This is a genomic window from Actinomarinicola tropica (assembly GCF_009650215.1).
In the GTDB taxonomy this organism is placed as follows: Bacteria; Actinomycetota; Acidimicrobiia; order Acidimicrobiales; family SKKL01; genus Actinomarinicola; species Actinomarinicola tropica.
On record NZ_CP045851.1, the window covers coordinates 2768378 to 2784342 of the forward strand.

Here is a 15965-nt window from a genome sequence, read left to right on the forward strand (position 1 = left end):
CGTGCCCCGCCTTCTCGTCGTGCACCACACGCCCTCCCCGCCGACGCACACGCTGCTCCAGGCGGTCCGCTCGGGCGCGGAGGACGACGCCATCGAGGGCGTCGAGGTCGTCCTGCGCCCCGCGCTGGCGCTGACGGTGCCCGACGTCCTCGACGCCGACGGGTACCTCCTCGGCACGCCGGCCAACTTCGGCTACATGTCCGGCGCGCTCAAGCACGCCTTCGACACGATCTACTACCCCTGCCTCGACGCGACGGGCGGCCGTCCCTACGCCCTCTGGGTCCACGGCAACGACGACACGGCGGGTGCCGTGCGATCCGTCGAGACCATCGCCACCGGTCTCGGCTGGGTGCGGACCCGTCCGGCGCTCGAGGTGGTGGGCGCCCCCGACCGCGAGGCGCTCGACGCCGCGTGGGAGCTCGGAGCCGCGACCGCGGCGTCACTCACGCTGTGAGCGGGCGGCGCGACGGGCCGCGACGTCGGCCTCGTCGACGCCCGGGTGGTGCTGGGTGAGCTCGACGACGTTGCCGTCGGGGTCGCGGTAGCGCGCGCTCCAGCCCCACGGCTCGGTGCGCGGCCCGTGGATCACGCACGCGCCCGACGCCAGCGCCCGGCGGTGCGCCGCGGCCAGGTCGTCGACCATGAACGCCACCTGCGTGCCCCTGGTCGGGGCGTGGCGGCACTGGTAGAGCGCGAAGTGGAGCGGCGCGCCGTTCGTCCAGCTCGTGACGACGTGCGCGCCGCTGCTCCACGGGTCGCCGATCGCGTGCTCGCCGCCCTCGTGGTCCCGTCGGTCGACGACCAGGCCGAAGGCCCGCTCGTAGAGGGCCGCCGAGCGGTCCAGGTCGGTGACCTCGAGGATCGTCGCCACCAGGCGCGGTTCCATCGCTCCCATGGGTCGATCCTCGACCACCCGGGTGTCGGGCGAGTAGGGCCGATGGTCCCGGCCCGGCGCTACTCGAGCACGAAGGTGACGAGCATGTTCACCCGGTACTCGGTGATCCCGCTGTCGCCCACCTCGACCTGCATCTCCTTCACCCACGCCGACCGCACGTTGCGCAGCGTCTCCTGCGCCCGTGCGATGCCGGTCTGGAGGGCGTCGTCGAAGCTCGTGCTCGACGACGCGCTGATCTCGCTGACCCGTGCCACCGATCCCATGTGCACCTCCTCGGCTGCACCCGCCCGGCGGCGGGCGCGACGTCCGTACCCGATCGTCCGGACGGCGATGCCCGACCGGATCAGCGGCGGACGTGGGCGGCCAGGAGTCGGGCCACCGAGGCCGTGACCCGCTGGGCGGTCGGGACGTGGAGCATCTCGTTCGGCCCGTGGGCGTTCGAGCCCGGGCCGAGGACCCCGGTGACCACGAACTGCGCGTCCGGGAAGCGCTCCCCCAGCATGCCCATGAACGGGATCGAGCCACCCTCCCCGATGAAGCGGGCGTCAGCACCGAACGACTCCTGCGAAGCGGCGTCGAGGGCCTCGGCGAGCCAAGGCCGCAGGTCGGGGGCTTCCCACCCGTCCGCGGCCTCGACCAGCTCCGCCCGCACCTGGGCGCCGTGGAGCGGGTCGGCCTCCAGCGCCTCGACGACCGCGTCGCCGGCGCGGTGGGCGTCGACGCCGGGCGGGAGCCGGAACGACAGGGACGCCGCCGTGGTGGGGCGCAGGACGTTGCCGCCGTCGACGATCGAGGGGATGCCGTCCATGCCGACGACCGAGAGCGTCGGCCGCCAGGTGCGGTTGAGCAGGGCCTCGGTCGGGTCGGTGGTCATCGCCTGGGTGCCGCCCGCGAAGGGCCACGACGCGGTGATGCCGTCGCCGAGCTCCTCTGCCGTCGCCCGCACCTGGGCCAGGCGGGCCGGCGACGGGTCACCGAGCAGATCCGGGACGAGGATGCGGCCCGTGTCGGGGTCCTCGATCCGGTCGAGGAGCCGCCGCAGCACCCGGAAGCTCGACGGCACGATGCCGCTCGCCGACCCCGAGTGGACCCCCTCGGTCAGCACGTCGACGCGGAGGACGACGCTGGCCAGGCCTCGCAGCGACGTCGTGACCCAGAGGCGGTCGTAGGTGGCGCACCCCGAATCGAGGCACACCACCAGGCTCACGGGGCCGATGCGCGGGGCCAGGGCCTCGACGTAGGCGGGCAGGTCGGGGCTTCCCGACTCCTCGCTCGCCTCGACGAGCAGGACGCAGCGGGCGTGGGCGCCGCCGTCGGCCCGCACGGCCTCGAGCGCCGTGAGCGCTGCGAACGCGGCGTAGCCGTCGTCGGCGCCGCCCCGGCCGTACAGCGCGTCGCCGTCCCTGACGGGGGTCCACGGCCCGAGGCCCTCGCGCCAGCCGGTCATCTCGGGCTGCTTGTCGAGGTGCCCGTAGAGGAGCACCGTGTCCTGGTCCGGCCCGGCGGCGCCGTCGGTCCCCGGCACCTCGACGACGATCACCGGGGTTCGGCCCGGCAGCCGCACGACCTCGACCTGGATCCCCTCGATCGGACGGGCGGCGCACCAGGCGCGCACGTGCTCGACGGCGGCGTCGATGTGCCCGTGACGCTCCCAGTCGGGATCGAACGCCACGGAGACCGCGGGGATGCGGATGTAGTCGACGAGGGCGGGGAGGACGTCGTCGTCCCACGTCGCCGCGACCCGCTCGAGCATCAGCAGGCGGCCCGCACGGTCGGGTACGGGTTGATGGCGTTGCCCGGGCCACCGCGGTGGATCTCGAAGTGGAGCTGCGGGATGCCGGCGGCGTTGCCCGTGTCGCCGACGTAGCCGATGACCGTGCCCGCGCTCACCCGGCCGCTCTGGCCGTAGGCGCTCAGGTGGGTGCCGTAGTAGTAGTTCCCGTCGTCGCCGTACAGGTGGTACGAGAGGCCGCCGAGGGAGTTGCCCCGGTGCTCGACGCGCCCGCTCACCGGGGCGACCGCGGGGGTCCCGATCGCGGCCATCATGTCGACGCCCTTGTGGCTGCGGCCGCCGGATCGCGGCGCGCCCCAGGAGTCGATGAAGGACGACGGGCGCACCGGGCAGACGAAGCCGCTCGACGGCGGGGGCGGGGGCGGCGGGGGCGGGGGCGGCGGGCTGGTGGTCGGCGGGGCCGTCGGCGGCGGGTTCGTGGGCGACGGCGACGTCGGCGGCGGGTCGGTGGGGCCCGGCGACGACGGCGGATCCGGCCGCGTCGGCCCGGCTGCGGTGTCGTCGTCGCCCTCGTCGTCGTCGGCCGTCGTGGTGGTGGTGGCCTGCCGGGCGGCGGCGAGCTCGCGCTCGCGCTCCTCGGCGGCCCGGCGGGCCGCGGCGAGGTCGGCCTGTCGCTGCAGCTCGGCCAGGCGCTGCAGCTCCTCCTGGAGCTCGGCCAGCCGGGTCTCGAGGTCCTGCTCGGCCTGCTCCTGGCGGGCGAGGCGGTCGGCCAGCTCCTCCTGGGAGGACGCGAGGCGCTCGCCCGCGTCCCGGAAGGCGTCGATCGACTTGTTCGAGTCGGCCTGCACGGCGCCGAGCAGCGTGTCACGCCGGGCCGTCTCGAGGGGGTCCGGCGTCCAGATCGAGGGCGGGTTGCCGCCGTTGACGTAGCGGTTCACCGCGACCTCGCGCACCTCGTCGCGCAGCACCGCGATCTCGGCGCGGATCTCCTCGGCCTCCTCCTCCAGCGCGGCGATCTCCTGCTCGATGAGCGCGAGCTCGGTCTCGAGGTCGGACAGCTCCTGGGCCAGCTGGTCGGCCTCTGACTGCACCGCGGCGAGCTCGTCGGCGACCGATGCGTCGGCCGGGGAGGCCGGACCCACGAGGCCGGCGAGGAGCGCGGCGACGACGAGCGCAGCGGATGCCCGGCCGGAGACCCGGCGGCGGGCAGAGCGGGGAGCGGGTTGTCGCACGTGCAACGGCGTCACGCCGTACCTCCTGGCGGCTCCGCCCGCAGGTGATGCTAGGACCCTCGTCGGCGGGAAGCGAGCCGCCCTGAGGTGATCGCGCTACCGGCCCTTCGGGTGCCAGACCGTCTTGACCTCGCAGGACGCGAGGATCAGCTCCGGGTGCTGGGCGCCCTCACCGAGCCAGTCCCGGTCGCCGGGACGCTCCCGCACCGTGCGGGTCACGGCGTCGGCGGCGGCGCGCCGGGCGTCGGCGCGCAGCTCGTCGTCGTCGACCCCGAGCAGGTCGAGGACGTCGACGTCGCGGTGGCCCGCCAGCGGCGGGACCAGCTCGGCGCGACGTCCGCTCAGCACGTTCACCACCCCGTCGGGGAGGTCGCTCGTGGCCAGGACCTCGCCGAAGGTCAGCGCAGGGAGCGGGCTCGTCTCGGAGGCGACGACCACCGTGGTGTTGCCGGCGAGGATGGCCGGAGCGACCCGAGAGACGAGGCCGAGCAGGGCCGGGGCGTCGGGAGCGACGACGACGACCACGCCCGACGGCTCGGGCACCGACAGGTTGAAGTACGGCCCCGCGACGGGGTTCGCCGACCCGGCGACCTGGGCGATCTTGTCGGCCCACCCGGCGTACCAGACCCAGCGATCGACGGCTGCGTCCACCTCGGTGGCCGCGTCCTCGGCGCCGGCCGCCCCCAGCTCGTCGACGAACTGGGCGCGTCGACCCTCGAGCATCTCGGCGATGCGGTAGAGGATCTGGGCCCGGTTGTACGCGGTGCGACCGGCCCAGCTCGCCTGCGCACCGCGGGCGGCGCCGACGGCGTCGCGGGCGTCCTTCCGGGAGGCGAGCGGCGCGTGGGCGAGGACCGTGCCGTCCGGACCGGTGACGTCGTAGGTGCGGCCGGACTCGGAGCGAGGGAACGCCCCGGCCACGTAGAGCTTGTAGGTCTTGCGCACGTCCAGGCGGTCGGTCACGGCGGCGAGGCTACCCCCGGGTCCGCGAGGCTGTGCGGGTGAGCTTGGAGCTGCGCGACGCCCGACCCGACGACCGGGCCGCCCTCTTCGCCGTGTTCGACGCCGTCGTCACCACCGGAGAGGGCTACCCCGAGGCCCCTCCGCTCGACGAGGTGCGCTTCGCGGCCAGCTGGGTCGACCCGCCGGTCGTCGTGGTGGCGACGCTCGACGGGGCGGTGGTCGGTGCCTACTACCTGAAGCCGAACTTCCCCGGACGAGCCGCGCACATCGCCAACGCCGGCTACGTCGTCGCGGCGTCGGCCCGGGGTCGGGGGATCGGGCGGGCCCTCGTCGTGGACTCGATCGCCCGGGCACCCCGAGCGGGGTTCGACGCCATCATGTTCAACCTGGTGTTCGAGTCGAACCCGGCCCGATCGCTCTACGAGGAGCTCGGCTGGCGGGAGATCGGACGCATCCCCCGCGGCGTCGACGGCGAGCCGGCGGTCATCTACTGGAGGGACGTGTGAGCGAGATGGCGGTGCCCGAGACGGCGTCGGACCACCCGGCGACCTGGAACTTCGACATGCCGATCTTCCACGCCGAGACCCGCGCCGCGGTGCGCGCCTGGCTGCTCGCCCACCACGCGCGCGAGCGCGGCGTGTGGCTGGCGACGTGGAAGCCGGCGACGGGGCGGCCGGTCGTCCCCTACCCGGAGGTCGTCGAGGAGGCCATCTGCGTCGGGTGGATCGACTCGACGGTCAACACGCTCGACGACGACCGGCGCCTCCAGCTCCTCACACCCCGCAAGCCCCGCAGCGGGTGGACGCGCCTCAACCGGGAGCGGGCGGCCCGCATGGAGGCCGACGGGCTGATGACCGACGCCGGGCGGCGGGCGATCGAGGTGGCGCAGGCCAACGGTTGGTGGACGATCTACGACCCGGTCGAGGACCTGGTCGAGCCCGACGAGCTGGCTGCGGCTCTCGACGCCGACCCCGCGGCCCGGGCGGGGTGGGACGCCTGGCCGCCGTCGGTCCGCAAGCAGGAGCTCTGGAAGGTCGTCAGCGCGGCGAAGCCCGACACGCGGGCCCGCCGCGTGGCGTCGATCGTCGAGGTGGCCGCCTCCGGCCGCCGCCCCTGAGCGGCCGCTCAGCTCCGATCGATGAGCGCCGCCAGCCGCGCTGTGACGTCGTCGGCGCCCCCGTGGAGCTCGAGCGTCGTCTCGTCCATGTAGAGGTCGCGCCGGATCTCGACCATCAGGGACCGCACCGCGGTGTTCGTGCCGTAGTGATCGCCCGGCACGTACGTGCCCGCGAACGGAGTGTCCAGCGCCACGCCTCCCGGGACGCCGTCGAACACCTCCCGGGCGGCGTCGAGGAGCGAGCGAGGCGTGTGGACCCCATCGGTGCCGAGGCAGATGCCGGGACGCTCGGCGCCATGGTCGCGCTCGTAGGGAAGCGGGTCGCGCGGGTAGGAGTGGATGTCGAGGATCGTGGCGTGGCCGTTGGCGTCGAGCACCACGTCGACGGCGCGGGCCACGGCCGTCTCGTAGGGCTCGAAGTACCGCCGCACGAGGTCGGCGTCCCGCTGCGGGTCCGGGTGTCGCAGCACGTCCAGCGTGGAGGTGGCGAGGTAGACCCGACCCATCCCGATCTCGGCCATCGACTCCCGTTCGTCGACGAAGCGCTCGGGGTCGACGACCAGACGGGAGAGCTCGTTGGCGACGACGACGGTGGACGTGGCCGACCGCTCGCACGCCGAGACGGCCAGGTGATCGGTGTGGCGGTCGGTCATCGCCGCCAGCTCCGCTTCCAGCTGGCCGTCGTCGAGGACGATCGCGGAGCGGACGTCCGCGGGGATGCGCAGCCCGCCGTGCGGTACGTGCAGCACCACCGTCGGGTCGTCGCCGAACTGCCTCGACACCCAGCCGACCGGCTGGCTCACGTGGCGACGAGGTCCTCGAGCTCGACGTAGGGCTCGAGGCCGTGACGGCCGCCCTCGCGCCCGAAGCCGCTCTCGCGGAACCCACCGAACGGGCTCGTCGGGTCGAAGCGGTTGAACGTGTTGGCCCACACGACACCGGCCTTCAGCCGGTCGGCCATCCAGAGGATGCGCGACCCCTTCTCGGTCCACACACCGGCGGAGAGGCCGTAGGGCGTGTTGTTCGCCTTGGTGACCGCCTCCTCGGCGGTCCGGAACGTCAGCACCGACAGCACCGGGCCGAAGATCTCCTCGCGGGCGATGCGGTGGGACAGCGAGACCCCGGTGAAGAGCGTGGGGCGGTGGAACCAGCCCCGCTCGGGCAGGGCGCACTGCGGCTGGTACATCTCCGCGCCCTCCGCCACGCCGGCGGCGACGAGCTCCTCGATCTTGTCGAGCTGGGCCAGCGAGTTGATCGCGCCGACGTCGGTGTTCTTGTCGAGCGGATCGCCCACCCGGAGCGTGTCGAGCCGTCGCTTGAGCTTGTCGAGGAAGGCGTCGGCGATCGACTCCTGGACGAGCAGGCGGGAGCCGGCGCAGCAGACGTGGCCCTGGTTGAAGTAGATGCCGTTGACGACGCCCTCGACGGCCTGGTCGATCGCCGCGTCCTCGAACACGATGTTGGCCGCCTTGCCCCCGAGCTCGAGGGTGAGGCGGGTGTCGCGGGCGGCGAGCTCGCGCTGGATGTGCTTGCCGACCTCGGTCGATCCGGTGAACGCGATCTTGTCGACGCCCGGATGGGCCACGAGCGCGGCCCCCGTCTCGCCCGCACCGGTGACGATGTTGACCGCCCCGTCGGGGAGGCCGGCCTCCTGGAGGATCTCGGCGAGGACCAGCGCGGTGAGCGGCGTCGTCTCGGCCGGCTTCAGGACCACCGTGTTCCCCGCGGCGAGCGCGGGCGCGAGCTTCCAGGACGCCATGAGGAGCGGGAAGTTCCACGGGATGATCTGCCCGGCGACGCCGACCGGCCGGGGCCGGCGGCCGGGGAACGCGTAGCCGAGCTTGTCGGCCCAGCCTGCGTAGTAGAAGAAGTGCGCGGCGGCGAGCGGGACGTCGACGTCGCGCGACTCCTTGATGGGCTTGCCGCCGTCGATCGTCTCGAGCACCGCCAGCTCGCGGGCCCGCTCCTGGATCACCCGGGCGACGCGGTAGAGCACCTTTGCCCGGTCGCGGCCCGACCACGCCGACCACTCGTCGAGGGCGGCACGTGCGGCGCCGACCGCGTCGTCGACGTCGTCGGCGTCGGCCTCGGCGACCTCGGCGAGGCCCTCCTCGGTGGCGGGGTTCGTGGTCGTGAAGGAGCGGCCGCTGCGGGGCTCGACCCAGGCGCCGCCGATGAAGAGGGAGTAGCTGTCGGCGATCGAGACGACGCTCGAGGACTCGGGCGCGGGCGCGTACTCGAGGTCGAACGTCGGGGGCAGGTCGGGGGTGGCAGGCGTGTCGGGCATGGGGACCTCAGTCGACGGTGAAGTCGGACGGACGCTGGTAGGTGCCGGAGCGCAGCTTGGCGATCTGCATCAGCACGTCGTTCAGCAGGCTCGACGCTCCGATGCGGAAGCGATCGGGCGTCAGCCACTCGGCGCCGAGCGTCTCCTGGACGAGCACGAGGTACTGCCAGGACTGCTTCGCGTTGCGGATGCCGCCGGCCAGCTTGAGGCCGACGGCCGTGCCGGTCTGGTCGGCGAAGTCGCGGATCGCCTCGGCCATGCACAGCGCGGTGGGGGGCGTGGCGTTGGTGCCGATCTTGCCGGTGGAGGTCTTGATGAAGTCGGCACCGGCGAGCATCGCGAGCATGGACGCCCGGCGGACCTGGTCGTAGGAGCCGAGCTCGCCCGTCTCGAGGATGACCTTCAGGTGGGCCCGTCCGCAGGCCTCCTTCGAGGCGGCGATCTCGTCGAACGCCTCGCGGTAGCGGCCGGCCATGAACGCCGAGCGGTTGAGCACGATGTCGACCTCGTCGGCGCCCGCCGCCACGGCGGAGCGGATCTCGGCGAGGCGCACGTCGAGCGGGCCGAGGCCGGCGGGGAACGTGCCGGCGACGCTGGCGACGTGGATGCCGGTGCCCTGGAGCGCGTCGACGGCGGTCGGGACGAGCTCCGGGTAGACGCAGACGGCGGCGACGGACGGGATGCCCGACATCGCGGGGTCGGGCCGCACCGCCTTGGCGCACATGGCCCGCACCTTGCCGGGGGTGTCGATGCCCTCGAGCGTGGTGAGGTCCATGCACCGGATGGCCAGGTCGAGCGCCGCGAGCTTGGAGCTCGTCTTGATCGACCGGGTGCCGAGCGCGGCGGCCCGGGCCTCGAGGCCGACCTCGTCGACCGGGGTGACCGACACGGTGGCGCCGCCGGGAACGTCCTGCGCCCCGGGGATCTCGATGAGAGCCATGGGAGCACGCTACCCGGGAGGGTGGGTGCCGTGGCCGGGCTGGCATGATCGTCGCCGTGCAGACCCACGTCGTCGACCACCCCCTCGCCGCCGAGCGCCTCGCCCGCATCCGCGACGCCTCCACGCCGTCGCCCGCGTTCCGCCAGGCTCTCCGGGAGCTGTCCACGTTCCTCGTCTACGAGGCCACCCGCTCGCTCGAGAGCGAGGTGACGACGGTGCGCACGCCGCTGGCCGACGCGCCGGCTCGACAGCTGGTCCGCCAGCCGATCATCGTGCCGGTGCTGCGGGCCGGCCTCGGCATGCTCGGACCGGCGCAGGACCTGCTGCCCGACGCGCCCGTCGGCTTCATCGGCGTCCGGCGCAACGAGGAGACCCTCCTGCCCGACGCCTACATGTCGACGATCCCGCCCGACCTCGACGGCGCGCCGGTGATCGTCCTCGACCCGATGCTCGCCACCGGGGGGTCGCTCGTCTACACCTGCGAGCAGATCGTCGAGCACCACTCGGGGCGCATGATCGTCGTGTGCGTGCTCGCAGCACCAGAGGGGATCGAGCACTTCGCCGCCGCCGGGTTCGACGCCGAGATCTACACCGCCTCGGTCGACGAGCGCCTGAACGAGGTGGGGTTCATCGTGCCGGGCCTCGGCGACGCCGGCGACCGCCAGTTCGGTGCCCAGTAGGACCGCCCGGAGGGAAATCTCGTGAATGTTGATCGGTTTAGTCGGATATCGGTAGCCTGACGCCGTGCCCTCGACCGCCGACGCCCTCACCGACGCCGACCTCGCCGAGATCTCGGCGTCGTTCGAGCAGTCGACGCCCGCGGAGATCGTCCGCTGGGCCACCGAGACGTTCGGCTCGGACCTCGCCGTCGCGGCCTCGATGGAGGACGCCGTCCTCATCGACGTCGCCACCAAGGTGCAGCCCGGGATCGACGTCGTGTTCGTCGACACCGGCTACCACTTCCCCGAGACCCTGGCCACGGCCGAGCGGGTCCGCCGCCGCTACCCGATCGAGCTGCGGGTGGTGCGGGACGAGAGCCCGACCGACGACCTGTGGCGCACCGACGTGGACGCGTGCTGCGCCCGTCGCAAGGTCGCCCCGTTCGACAGCGCGCTGCGCCAGTACGCGGCGTGGATGAGCGGCCTGCGCCGGGCCGACTCCCCCGAGCGCGCCGACGCGCCGATCGTCACCCGCGACGGACGCGGGCTCGTCAGCATCCGGCCCCTCGCCACCTGGGACGACGCCACCACCGACGCGTACATCGCCACCAACGACGTCGTCCTCAACCCGTTGCTCTTCGACGGCTACCCGTCGATCGGCTGCGGGCCCTGCACCAACCGCGTCGCCCCCGGCGACGACCCCCGTTCGGGGCGCTGGGCGGGCTCGGGCAAGACCGAGTGCGGCCTCAACCTGTGAACCGTCCTGGAGAACCGATGACCGTCCTCGACCCCGATCGAGCCTCGATGACCCGACTCGCCCACCTCGACGCCCTCGAGGCGCACGCCATGTTCGTGATGCGGGAGGTCGCCGCCGAGCGCGAGCGCCCCGTCGTGCTGTTCTCGGGCGGCAAGGACTCGGTCGTGCTGCTCCACCTGGCCGCGAAGGCCTTCGCCCCCGGGCGCTTCCCCTTCGCCGTGATGCACGTCGACACCGGCCACAACTTCGCCGAGGCCATCGACTTCCGCGACCGCCGGGTCGCCGAGCTCGGCGCCGAGCTCGTCGTCGCCTCGGTCCAGGACTCGATCGACAGCGGCCGGGTCGCCGATCCCGGTCCCGGAGGCTCGCGCAACCGCCTCCAGTCGGTCACGCTGCTCGACGCCATCGCCGAGCATCGCTTCGACGCCTGCTTCGGCGGCGCCCGCCGCGACGAGGACAAGGCGCGGGCCAAGGAGCGCATCCTCTCCCTGCGCGACGAGTTCGGCCAGTGGGAGCCCCGCAACCAGCGGCCCGAGCTGTGGCGGCTCTACAACGGACGGGTGCGGCCGGGCGAGCACCTGCGGGTGTTCCCCATCAGCGACTGGACCGAGCGCGACGTCTGGGAGTACATCGCCCGTGAGGGCCTCGAGCTGCCGTCGCTCTACTACTCGCACCAGCGTGAGGTCGTCGAGCGCGACGGCATGCTGCTCGCCGTGAACGAGTGGGTCGTCCCCGGTCCCGGCGAGACGCCCCGAGTCGAGACCGTCCGCTACCGCACCGTCGGCGACGCCTCGTGCACCGGTGCCGTGCGGTCCACCGCGGCGACGCCGGCCGAGGTCCTGGCCGAGATCCAGGTGTCGATCCTCACCGAGCGGGGCGCCACTCGCGCCGACGACCGGTTCTCGGAGGCCGCCATGGAGGACCGCAAGCGCGAGGGCTACTTCTAGACGTGGGCGACATCCTCGATCCCGACGTCCTCGACGCCGACACCGACCTCCTCCGCTTCGCCACGATCGGCTCGGTCGACGACGGCAAGTCCACGCTCATCGGACGGCTGCTCCACGACGCCAAGGGCCTGCTCCAGGACCAGCTCGACGCCGTCGCCGCGTCCAGCGCCCGGCGCGGCCACGAAGGGCTCGACCTGTCGCTCGTCACCGACGGCCTCCGCGCCGAGCGCGAGCAGGGCATCACCATCGACGTCGCCTACCGGTACTTCGCGACGCCCCGGCGCACGTTCATCGTCGGCGACAACCCGGGCCACGCCCAGTACACCCGGAACATGGCCACGGGCGCCTCCACCGCCGAGGTCGCCGTGGTCCTCGTCGACGCCCGCAACGGCCTCACCACCCAGACCCGGCGCCACGTCACCGTCGCCGCGCTGCTCGGCATCCGGCAGTTCGCGGTCTGCGTCAACAAGATGGACCTCGTCGACTGGTCAGAGGAGCGCTTCGACCAGGTCGTCGCCGAGATCCTCCGCATCGCCGAGCAGCTCGGCATCGACACGATCACCCCGATCCCGCTGTCGGCCCTCCACGGCGACAACGTCGTCGACCGCTCCGGCTCCACGCCCTGGTACTCGGGCCCGACCCTGCTCGAGTACCTCGAGACCGTCGACCCGGCGCCCGTCGGCGACCACACGGGCGGACGGCTCCCCGTGCAGCTCGTGGTCCGGGAGCCGGGCGAGGGTCGCCCCATCCGCCGCTACGCCGGCATGGTCCACGGCGGCCCGCTGCGACCCGGCGACCCGATCACGGTCCTGCCGTCCGGGCAGACGACGACCGTGGCCGAGATCCTCGTCGGTGCCGACCCCGTCGAGGTCGCCCCTCCCGGCCTGTCGGTCACGGTCAGCCTCACCGACGACCTCGACGTGATCCGCGGCGACGTCCTCGCGGCCCCCGAGCCGCCGATGGTCACGCGCGAGGTCGAGGCCACCCTCTGCTGGTTCACCGAGCAGCCTTTCCGCCCCGGTGACCGCTGGCTCGTGAAGCACGGCACCCGCGTCGAGCGCGCCATCGCCCGCGAGGTCGTCAGCCGGCTCGACATCGAGGCCCTGGCCCACGAGGAGGACGCCGGCGAGCTGGCGTTCAACGACATCGGCGTCGTCCGCCTCGCGACCGCCGGCCCCCTCGCGGTCGACACCTACGACGCCGATCGGGTGCTCGGGTCCTTCGTCGTCATCGACGAGCGCACCGACCACACCGTCGGCGCCGGCATGATCCGCGCCTGGTCCTGACCGCGGGGGCGATCGCGCCAACCCGCTGGCGACATCGCACCCGCGGCGGCAGCGCGGGGGCGATCGCGCCAACCCGCTGGCGACATCGCACCCGCGGCGGCAGCGCGGGGGCGATCGCGCCAACCCGCTGGCGACATCGCACCCGCGGCGGCAGCGCGGGGGCGATCGCGCCAACCCGCTGGCGACATCGCACCCGCGGCGGCAGCGCGGGGGCGATCGCGCCAACCCGCTGGCGACATCGCACCCGCGGCGGCAGCGCGGGGGCGATCGCGCCAACCTGCTGGCGACATCGCCCCCGCGGACCCGGCACGTGCGTGAGGGGCGAGCCGCGAGAGCCCGCCCGCCCGGCTCAGCTCGGCTCGGCTCGGCTCAGCTCAGTAGCGCGTGGCGTCGGGATCGTCGACGTAGCCGACGCCCTCGACCCAGCGCGGCGCGGCGGGCCGGGACACCGCAGGTGACGGCGCGGCCACGGTGGCGTCGACCCCCTCGCCGGGCGGCACGTAGGTGGGTGTGGGCGCGGGCGGCGGCGGCACGTAGTCGGGGTTCGGTGCGTGGTAGTCGGCCGGCACCGACACCGGCCGGGACACGTAGCGGGGCTCCTCGGCGGCCCGGGCGCTGCGCTCGCGCACCGCGTCGCGGCGCCGGCTCCGGCGCGAGACGGCCGATCCGGCCATCCAGACGATCGAGAGCGCGAGCGCCGCGACCCCGGCGATGCCCGCGGTGATCGAGGGCTGGCGCATGCCGCCCGCGGCGACGCCCCAGATGGCCCCGATGATGGCGGCCTGCCCCGGCAGGAGGAGGTGGGCGAGCGACGGCAGGGCGGTGCCGATGATCACCCAGAACGCAGCGGCGCCGATCAGCCAGAATCCGACGCGACGCAGCACGCGTGCCCGGTTGTCGGTGACCACGAAGGCGGCGACGACCAGCCCGGCGGCGAGCGCGGCGAGCACCGCGGTGGCGGCGACCAGGCGGTCCCGCAGGCCTCCGGCGTTCGGGATCGAGTCGGTGGGCAGGGTGACCGCGAGCGACGGGATCTCCGGCACGACGCCGGCGAGCTCCGGCTGGGCGCTCACCAGCTGGCGGCGCGTGGCGCTGGCGAGCGCCGCCCCGTCGACCACGATCGGCTCGTCGGGGTTCGGGTCGTCGCCGAGGAACCGCTGGTGGGCCCGCACGAGACCGTCGACGAGCAGCGCCTCGACCGCCGGGTCGTCGAGCGCCCGGTCGGCGGCGTCGACGACGTCCAGGCGGCTCACGTCGACACCGTCGGGCACGGCGGCGTCGATCGCGTCGGCCATCGAGCTGCGCAGCTGGTCCCGCACCTCGGGGTCGCGGTAGACGTCCTCGGCGATCGCCGCGGACCGATCCGGATCGAGGACCGTGCGGGTGATCGACAGGCAGATCCACGCCAGCGAGGCCACGACGAGCCCGAGGCCGACGAGGAACCCGCCCGCAAGCCGCCGTCCCATCAGATGGTCCTCCCCGCGTCGACGTCCAGGTGTGCTCCCAGATCGGTGCGGAGCGCCCCGAGTTGAGCGGCCGCCCGCTGACGCGCCGCGACGACGTCGCCGTCGGCCACGTCGTCGACGACCTCGAGGTACACCTTGGCCTTCGGTTCGGTCCCGCTCGGCCGGAGCACGACGCGCGACCCGTCGTCGAGCTGCCACTCGACGGCGTCGGTGGGCATCAGCGCGCCGCCTTCGGCGTAGTCGTGGACGCCGGTGACCGCGTGTCCGGCCAGGGCCGGAGGCGTCGAGCCTCGAGCCGCCGCCATGATGCGTCCGATCTCGGCCAGGTCCTCGACCCGGATCGACCACGTCTCGGTGGCGTGGAGGCCGTGCTCGAGCGCCAGCTCGTCGAGCCGGTCGAGGACGGTGGCGCCCCGACGGGAGAGCGCACCGGCGAGCTCGACGAAGGTGACCGCCGCCGTGATGCCGTCCTTGTCGCGCACCGAGGAGGTCACGGAGTAGCCGAGCGCCTCCTCGTACCCGAAGACGAAGCGGGCGCGCGGGTCCTCGAGCCCGGGCCGCACGATCCACTTGAACCCCGTGAGCGTGGCGACGAAGCGGACGCCTGCGGCGTCGGCCATCCGCTCGAGGAGCCGGGACGAGACGATCGTGGTGACGACGAGCCGGTCGTCGCCCTCGGTGTGGCGGAGGATGTGGTCGGCGAGGAGGACGCCGATCTCGTTGCCCGTGAGGGCGCGCCAGCCGCCGTCGGGCGTGGGCACCGCGACGCCGAGGCGGTCGGCGTCGGGGTCGTTGGCGATGACGAGGTCGGCGCCGACCCGCTCCGCCTCGGCGAGCGCGAGGTCGAGGGCCCCGGGCTCCTCGGGGTTCGGGAACACCACGGTCGGGAAGTCGGGGTCCGGCTCGGCCTGAGGCGCCACGACGTGCGGGGCGGCGAACCCGCACCGATCGAAGGCGGCGAGGAGGACGTCGCGCCCGACGCCGTGCATCGCGGTGTAGACGACCGACAGGGGGTCGCAGTCCTCCGTGAGCCGGCAGCCGGCGACGACGTCCAGGTAGGCGTCGACGACCTCGTCGCCGAGGCGCTCGATCGAGGACGACGCCGCCGAGGCGATGGGGATGTCGCGACGTGATGCTGCGGCGATGTGCTCGGAGATCACCCGGTCGTGAGGGGGCACGATCTGTGCCCCGTCGCCGAGGTACACCTTGTAGCCGTTGTCGGCGGGCGGGTTGTGGCTGGCGGTGACCATGACGCCCCCGTCGGCGCCGAGGTGGAGGACGGCGAAGGCCAGCACGGGTGTGGGGAGGGGGCCGGGCAGGACGAGGGCTCGTCCCCCCGCCCCGGCCACCACCCGTGCGGTGTCCTCGGCGAAGCGCGCCGACTTGTGCCGGGCGTCGAAGCCGACGACGACGGTGGCACCCTGCCCGAGGTAGTCGACGAAGCCCGCCGCGGCCCGCTGGACGAGCAGGCGGTTCATCCGCATGGGGCCCGCGCCGAGAGCGCCGCGCAGGCCCGCGGTGCCGAACTCGAGGGTGCCGGAGAACCGGTCCGCCAGCTCGGCGACCTCTCCGCCGGCGACGAGGGCCGCCAGCTCGTCGCGCGTCTCGGGGTCCGGATCGGCGGCCATCCAGGCGTCGATCGCTGCTGTCAGGTCGTCCGGCAGCCGGCCTCGGTCCTCCACGT

17 protein-coding genes are annotated in these 15965 nt (G+C 73.8%); 7 read left to right on the forward strand and 10 right to left on the reverse strand.

What is annotated here, in order from left to right; all coding sequences use genetic code 11:
• Position 1 precedes the first annotated feature (1 nt).
• Positions 2 to 454, forward strand: coding sequence for a flavodoxin family protein (locus GH723_RS13600; protein WP_153760155.1), 453 nt, complete (start codon positions 2 to 4; stop codon positions 452 to 454).
• On the opposite strand, the gene GH723_RS13605 is transcribed toward GH723_RS13600, so the two are convergent.
• The 5 genes from GH723_RS13605 to GH723_RS13625 form a co-directional block, all read right to left on the reverse strand.
• A complete protein-coding gene (locus GH723_RS13605) occupies positions 440 to 895 on the reverse strand; it encodes a VOC family protein (RefSeq protein WP_153760156.1) in 456 nt (151 codons plus the stop codon). The genes GH723_RS13600 and GH723_RS13605 overlap by 15 nt on opposite strands.
• Positions 896 to 954: 59 nt before the next feature.
• The gene (locus GH723_RS13610) at positions 955 to 1158 is read right to left on the reverse strand and encodes a dodecin family protein (RefSeq protein WP_153760157.1); all 204 of its coding nucleotides are present in this window, start codon (positions 1156 to 1158) and stop codon (positions 955 to 957) included.
• A gap of 80 nt (positions 1159 to 1238) precedes the next feature.
• Positions 1239 to 2648: a M20/M25/M40 family metallo-hydrolase gene (locus GH723_RS13615; RefSeq protein WP_153760158.1), complete on the reverse strand. Its 1410-nt coding sequence runs from the start codon at positions 2646 to 2648 to the stop codon at positions 1239 to 1241.
• On the reverse strand, positions 2648 to 3874 hold the full coding sequence (locus GH723_RS13620; RefSeq protein ID WP_153760159.1) for a murein hydrolase activator EnvC family protein: 1227 nt from the start codon (positions 3872 to 3874) through the stop codon (positions 2648 to 2650). Before GH723_RS13620 ends, GH723_RS13615 begins: the two co-directional genes overlap by 1 nt.
• Before the next feature lie 81 nt (positions 3875 to 3955).
• Positions 3956 to 4822 carry an aldehyde dehydrogenase family protein gene (locus tag GH723_RS13625; protein ID WP_153760160.1) on the reverse strand — a complete coding sequence of 289 codons (867 nt, stop codon included), beginning with the start codon at positions 4820 to 4822 and terminating at the stop codon, positions 3956 to 3958.
• A gap of 38 nt (positions 4823 to 4860) precedes the next feature.
• Here GH723_RS13625 and GH723_RS13630 point away from each other — a divergent pair, with 38 nt between their 5' ends.
• Positions 4861 to 5328, forward strand: coding sequence for a GNAT family N-acetyltransferase (locus tag GH723_RS13630; RefSeq protein WP_195210305.1), 468 nt, complete (start codon positions 4861 to 4863; stop codon positions 5326 to 5328).
• A 5-nt stretch (positions 5329 to 5333) separates the two neighbouring features.
• Positions 5334 to 5939, forward strand: a complete 606-nt coding sequence (locus GH723_RS13635; protein ID WP_153761218.1) for a YdeI/OmpD-associated family protein — start codon at positions 5334 to 5336, stop codon at positions 5937 to 5939.
• Positions 5940 to 5947: 8 nt separating this feature from the next.
• Here the strand turns inward: GH723_RS13635 and GH723_RS13640 are convergent, their stop codons facing one another.
• The 3 genes from GH723_RS13640 to deoC are packed head-to-tail and all read right to left on the reverse strand — an operon-like array spanning position 5948 to position 9166.
• On the reverse strand, positions 5948 to 6742 hold the full coding sequence (locus GH723_RS13640) for an N-formylglutamate amidohydrolase (RefSeq protein ID WP_229022834.1): 795 nt from the start codon (positions 6740 to 6742) through the stop codon (positions 5948 to 5950).
• Positions 6739 to 8226: an aldehyde dehydrogenase family protein gene (locus GH723_RS13645; protein WP_153760162.1), complete on the reverse strand. Its 1488-nt coding sequence runs from the start codon at positions 8224 to 8226 to the stop codon at positions 6739 to 6741. Before GH723_RS13645 ends, GH723_RS13640 begins: the two co-directional genes overlap by 4 nt.
• Before the next feature lie 7 nt (positions 8227 to 8233).
• Entirely contained in the window at positions 8234 to 9166 is a 933-nt protein-coding gene (gene deoC, locus GH723_RS13650) for a deoxyribose-phosphate aldolase (protein WP_153760163.1), read from the reverse strand.
• 56 nt (positions 9167 to 9222) lie between these two features.
• On the opposite strand from deoC, the gene upp reads away from it, so the two are divergent.
• The 4 genes from upp to GH723_RS13670 all read left to right on the forward strand — a co-directional run bounded on the left by upp (position 9223) and on the right by GH723_RS13670 (position 12815).
• Positions 9223 to 9846 carry a uracil phosphoribosyltransferase gene (gene upp / locus GH723_RS13655; RefSeq protein ID WP_153760164.1) on the forward strand — a complete coding sequence of 208 codons (624 nt, stop codon included), beginning with the start codon at positions 9223 to 9225 and terminating at the stop codon, positions 9844 to 9846.
• Positions 9847 to 9910: 64 nt separating this feature from the next.
• Entirely contained in the window at positions 9911 to 10582 is a 672-nt protein-coding gene (locus GH723_RS13660; protein ID WP_153760165.1) for a phosphoadenylyl-sulfate reductase, read from the forward strand.
• 17 nt (positions 10583 to 10599) lie between these two features.
• A complete protein-coding gene (gene cysD / locus GH723_RS13665) occupies positions 10600 to 11529 on the forward strand; it encodes a sulfate adenylyltransferase subunit CysD (protein ID WP_153760166.1) in 930 nt (309 codons plus the stop codon).
• A gap of 2 nt (positions 11530 to 11531) precedes the next feature.
• Positions 11532 to 12815, forward strand: coding sequence for a sulfate adenylyltransferase subunit 1 (locus tag GH723_RS13670; protein ID WP_153760167.1), 1284 nt, complete (start codon positions 11532 to 11534; stop codon positions 12813 to 12815).
• A 374-nt stretch (positions 12816 to 13189) separates the two neighbouring features.
• Here the strand turns inward: GH723_RS13670 and GH723_RS13675 are convergent, their stop codons facing one another.
• Together GH723_RS13675 and GH723_RS13680 are read right to left on the reverse strand one after the other, a co-directional pair.
• Positions 13190 to 14281 (reverse strand): hypothetical protein, encoded by a 1092-nt coding sequence (locus GH723_RS13675; RefSeq protein WP_153760168.1) that lies wholly within the window; start codon positions 14279 to 14281, stop codon positions 13190 to 13192.
• Complete coding sequence (locus tag GH723_RS13680; RefSeq protein WP_229022835.1) at positions 14281 to 15963, reverse strand: phospho-sugar mutase; 1683 nt, start codon at positions 15961 to 15963, stop codon at positions 14281 to 14283. The genes GH723_RS13675 and GH723_RS13680 overlap by 1 nt, the downstream gene beginning before the upstream one ends.
• Positions 15964 to 15965: the final 2 nt, after the last annotated feature.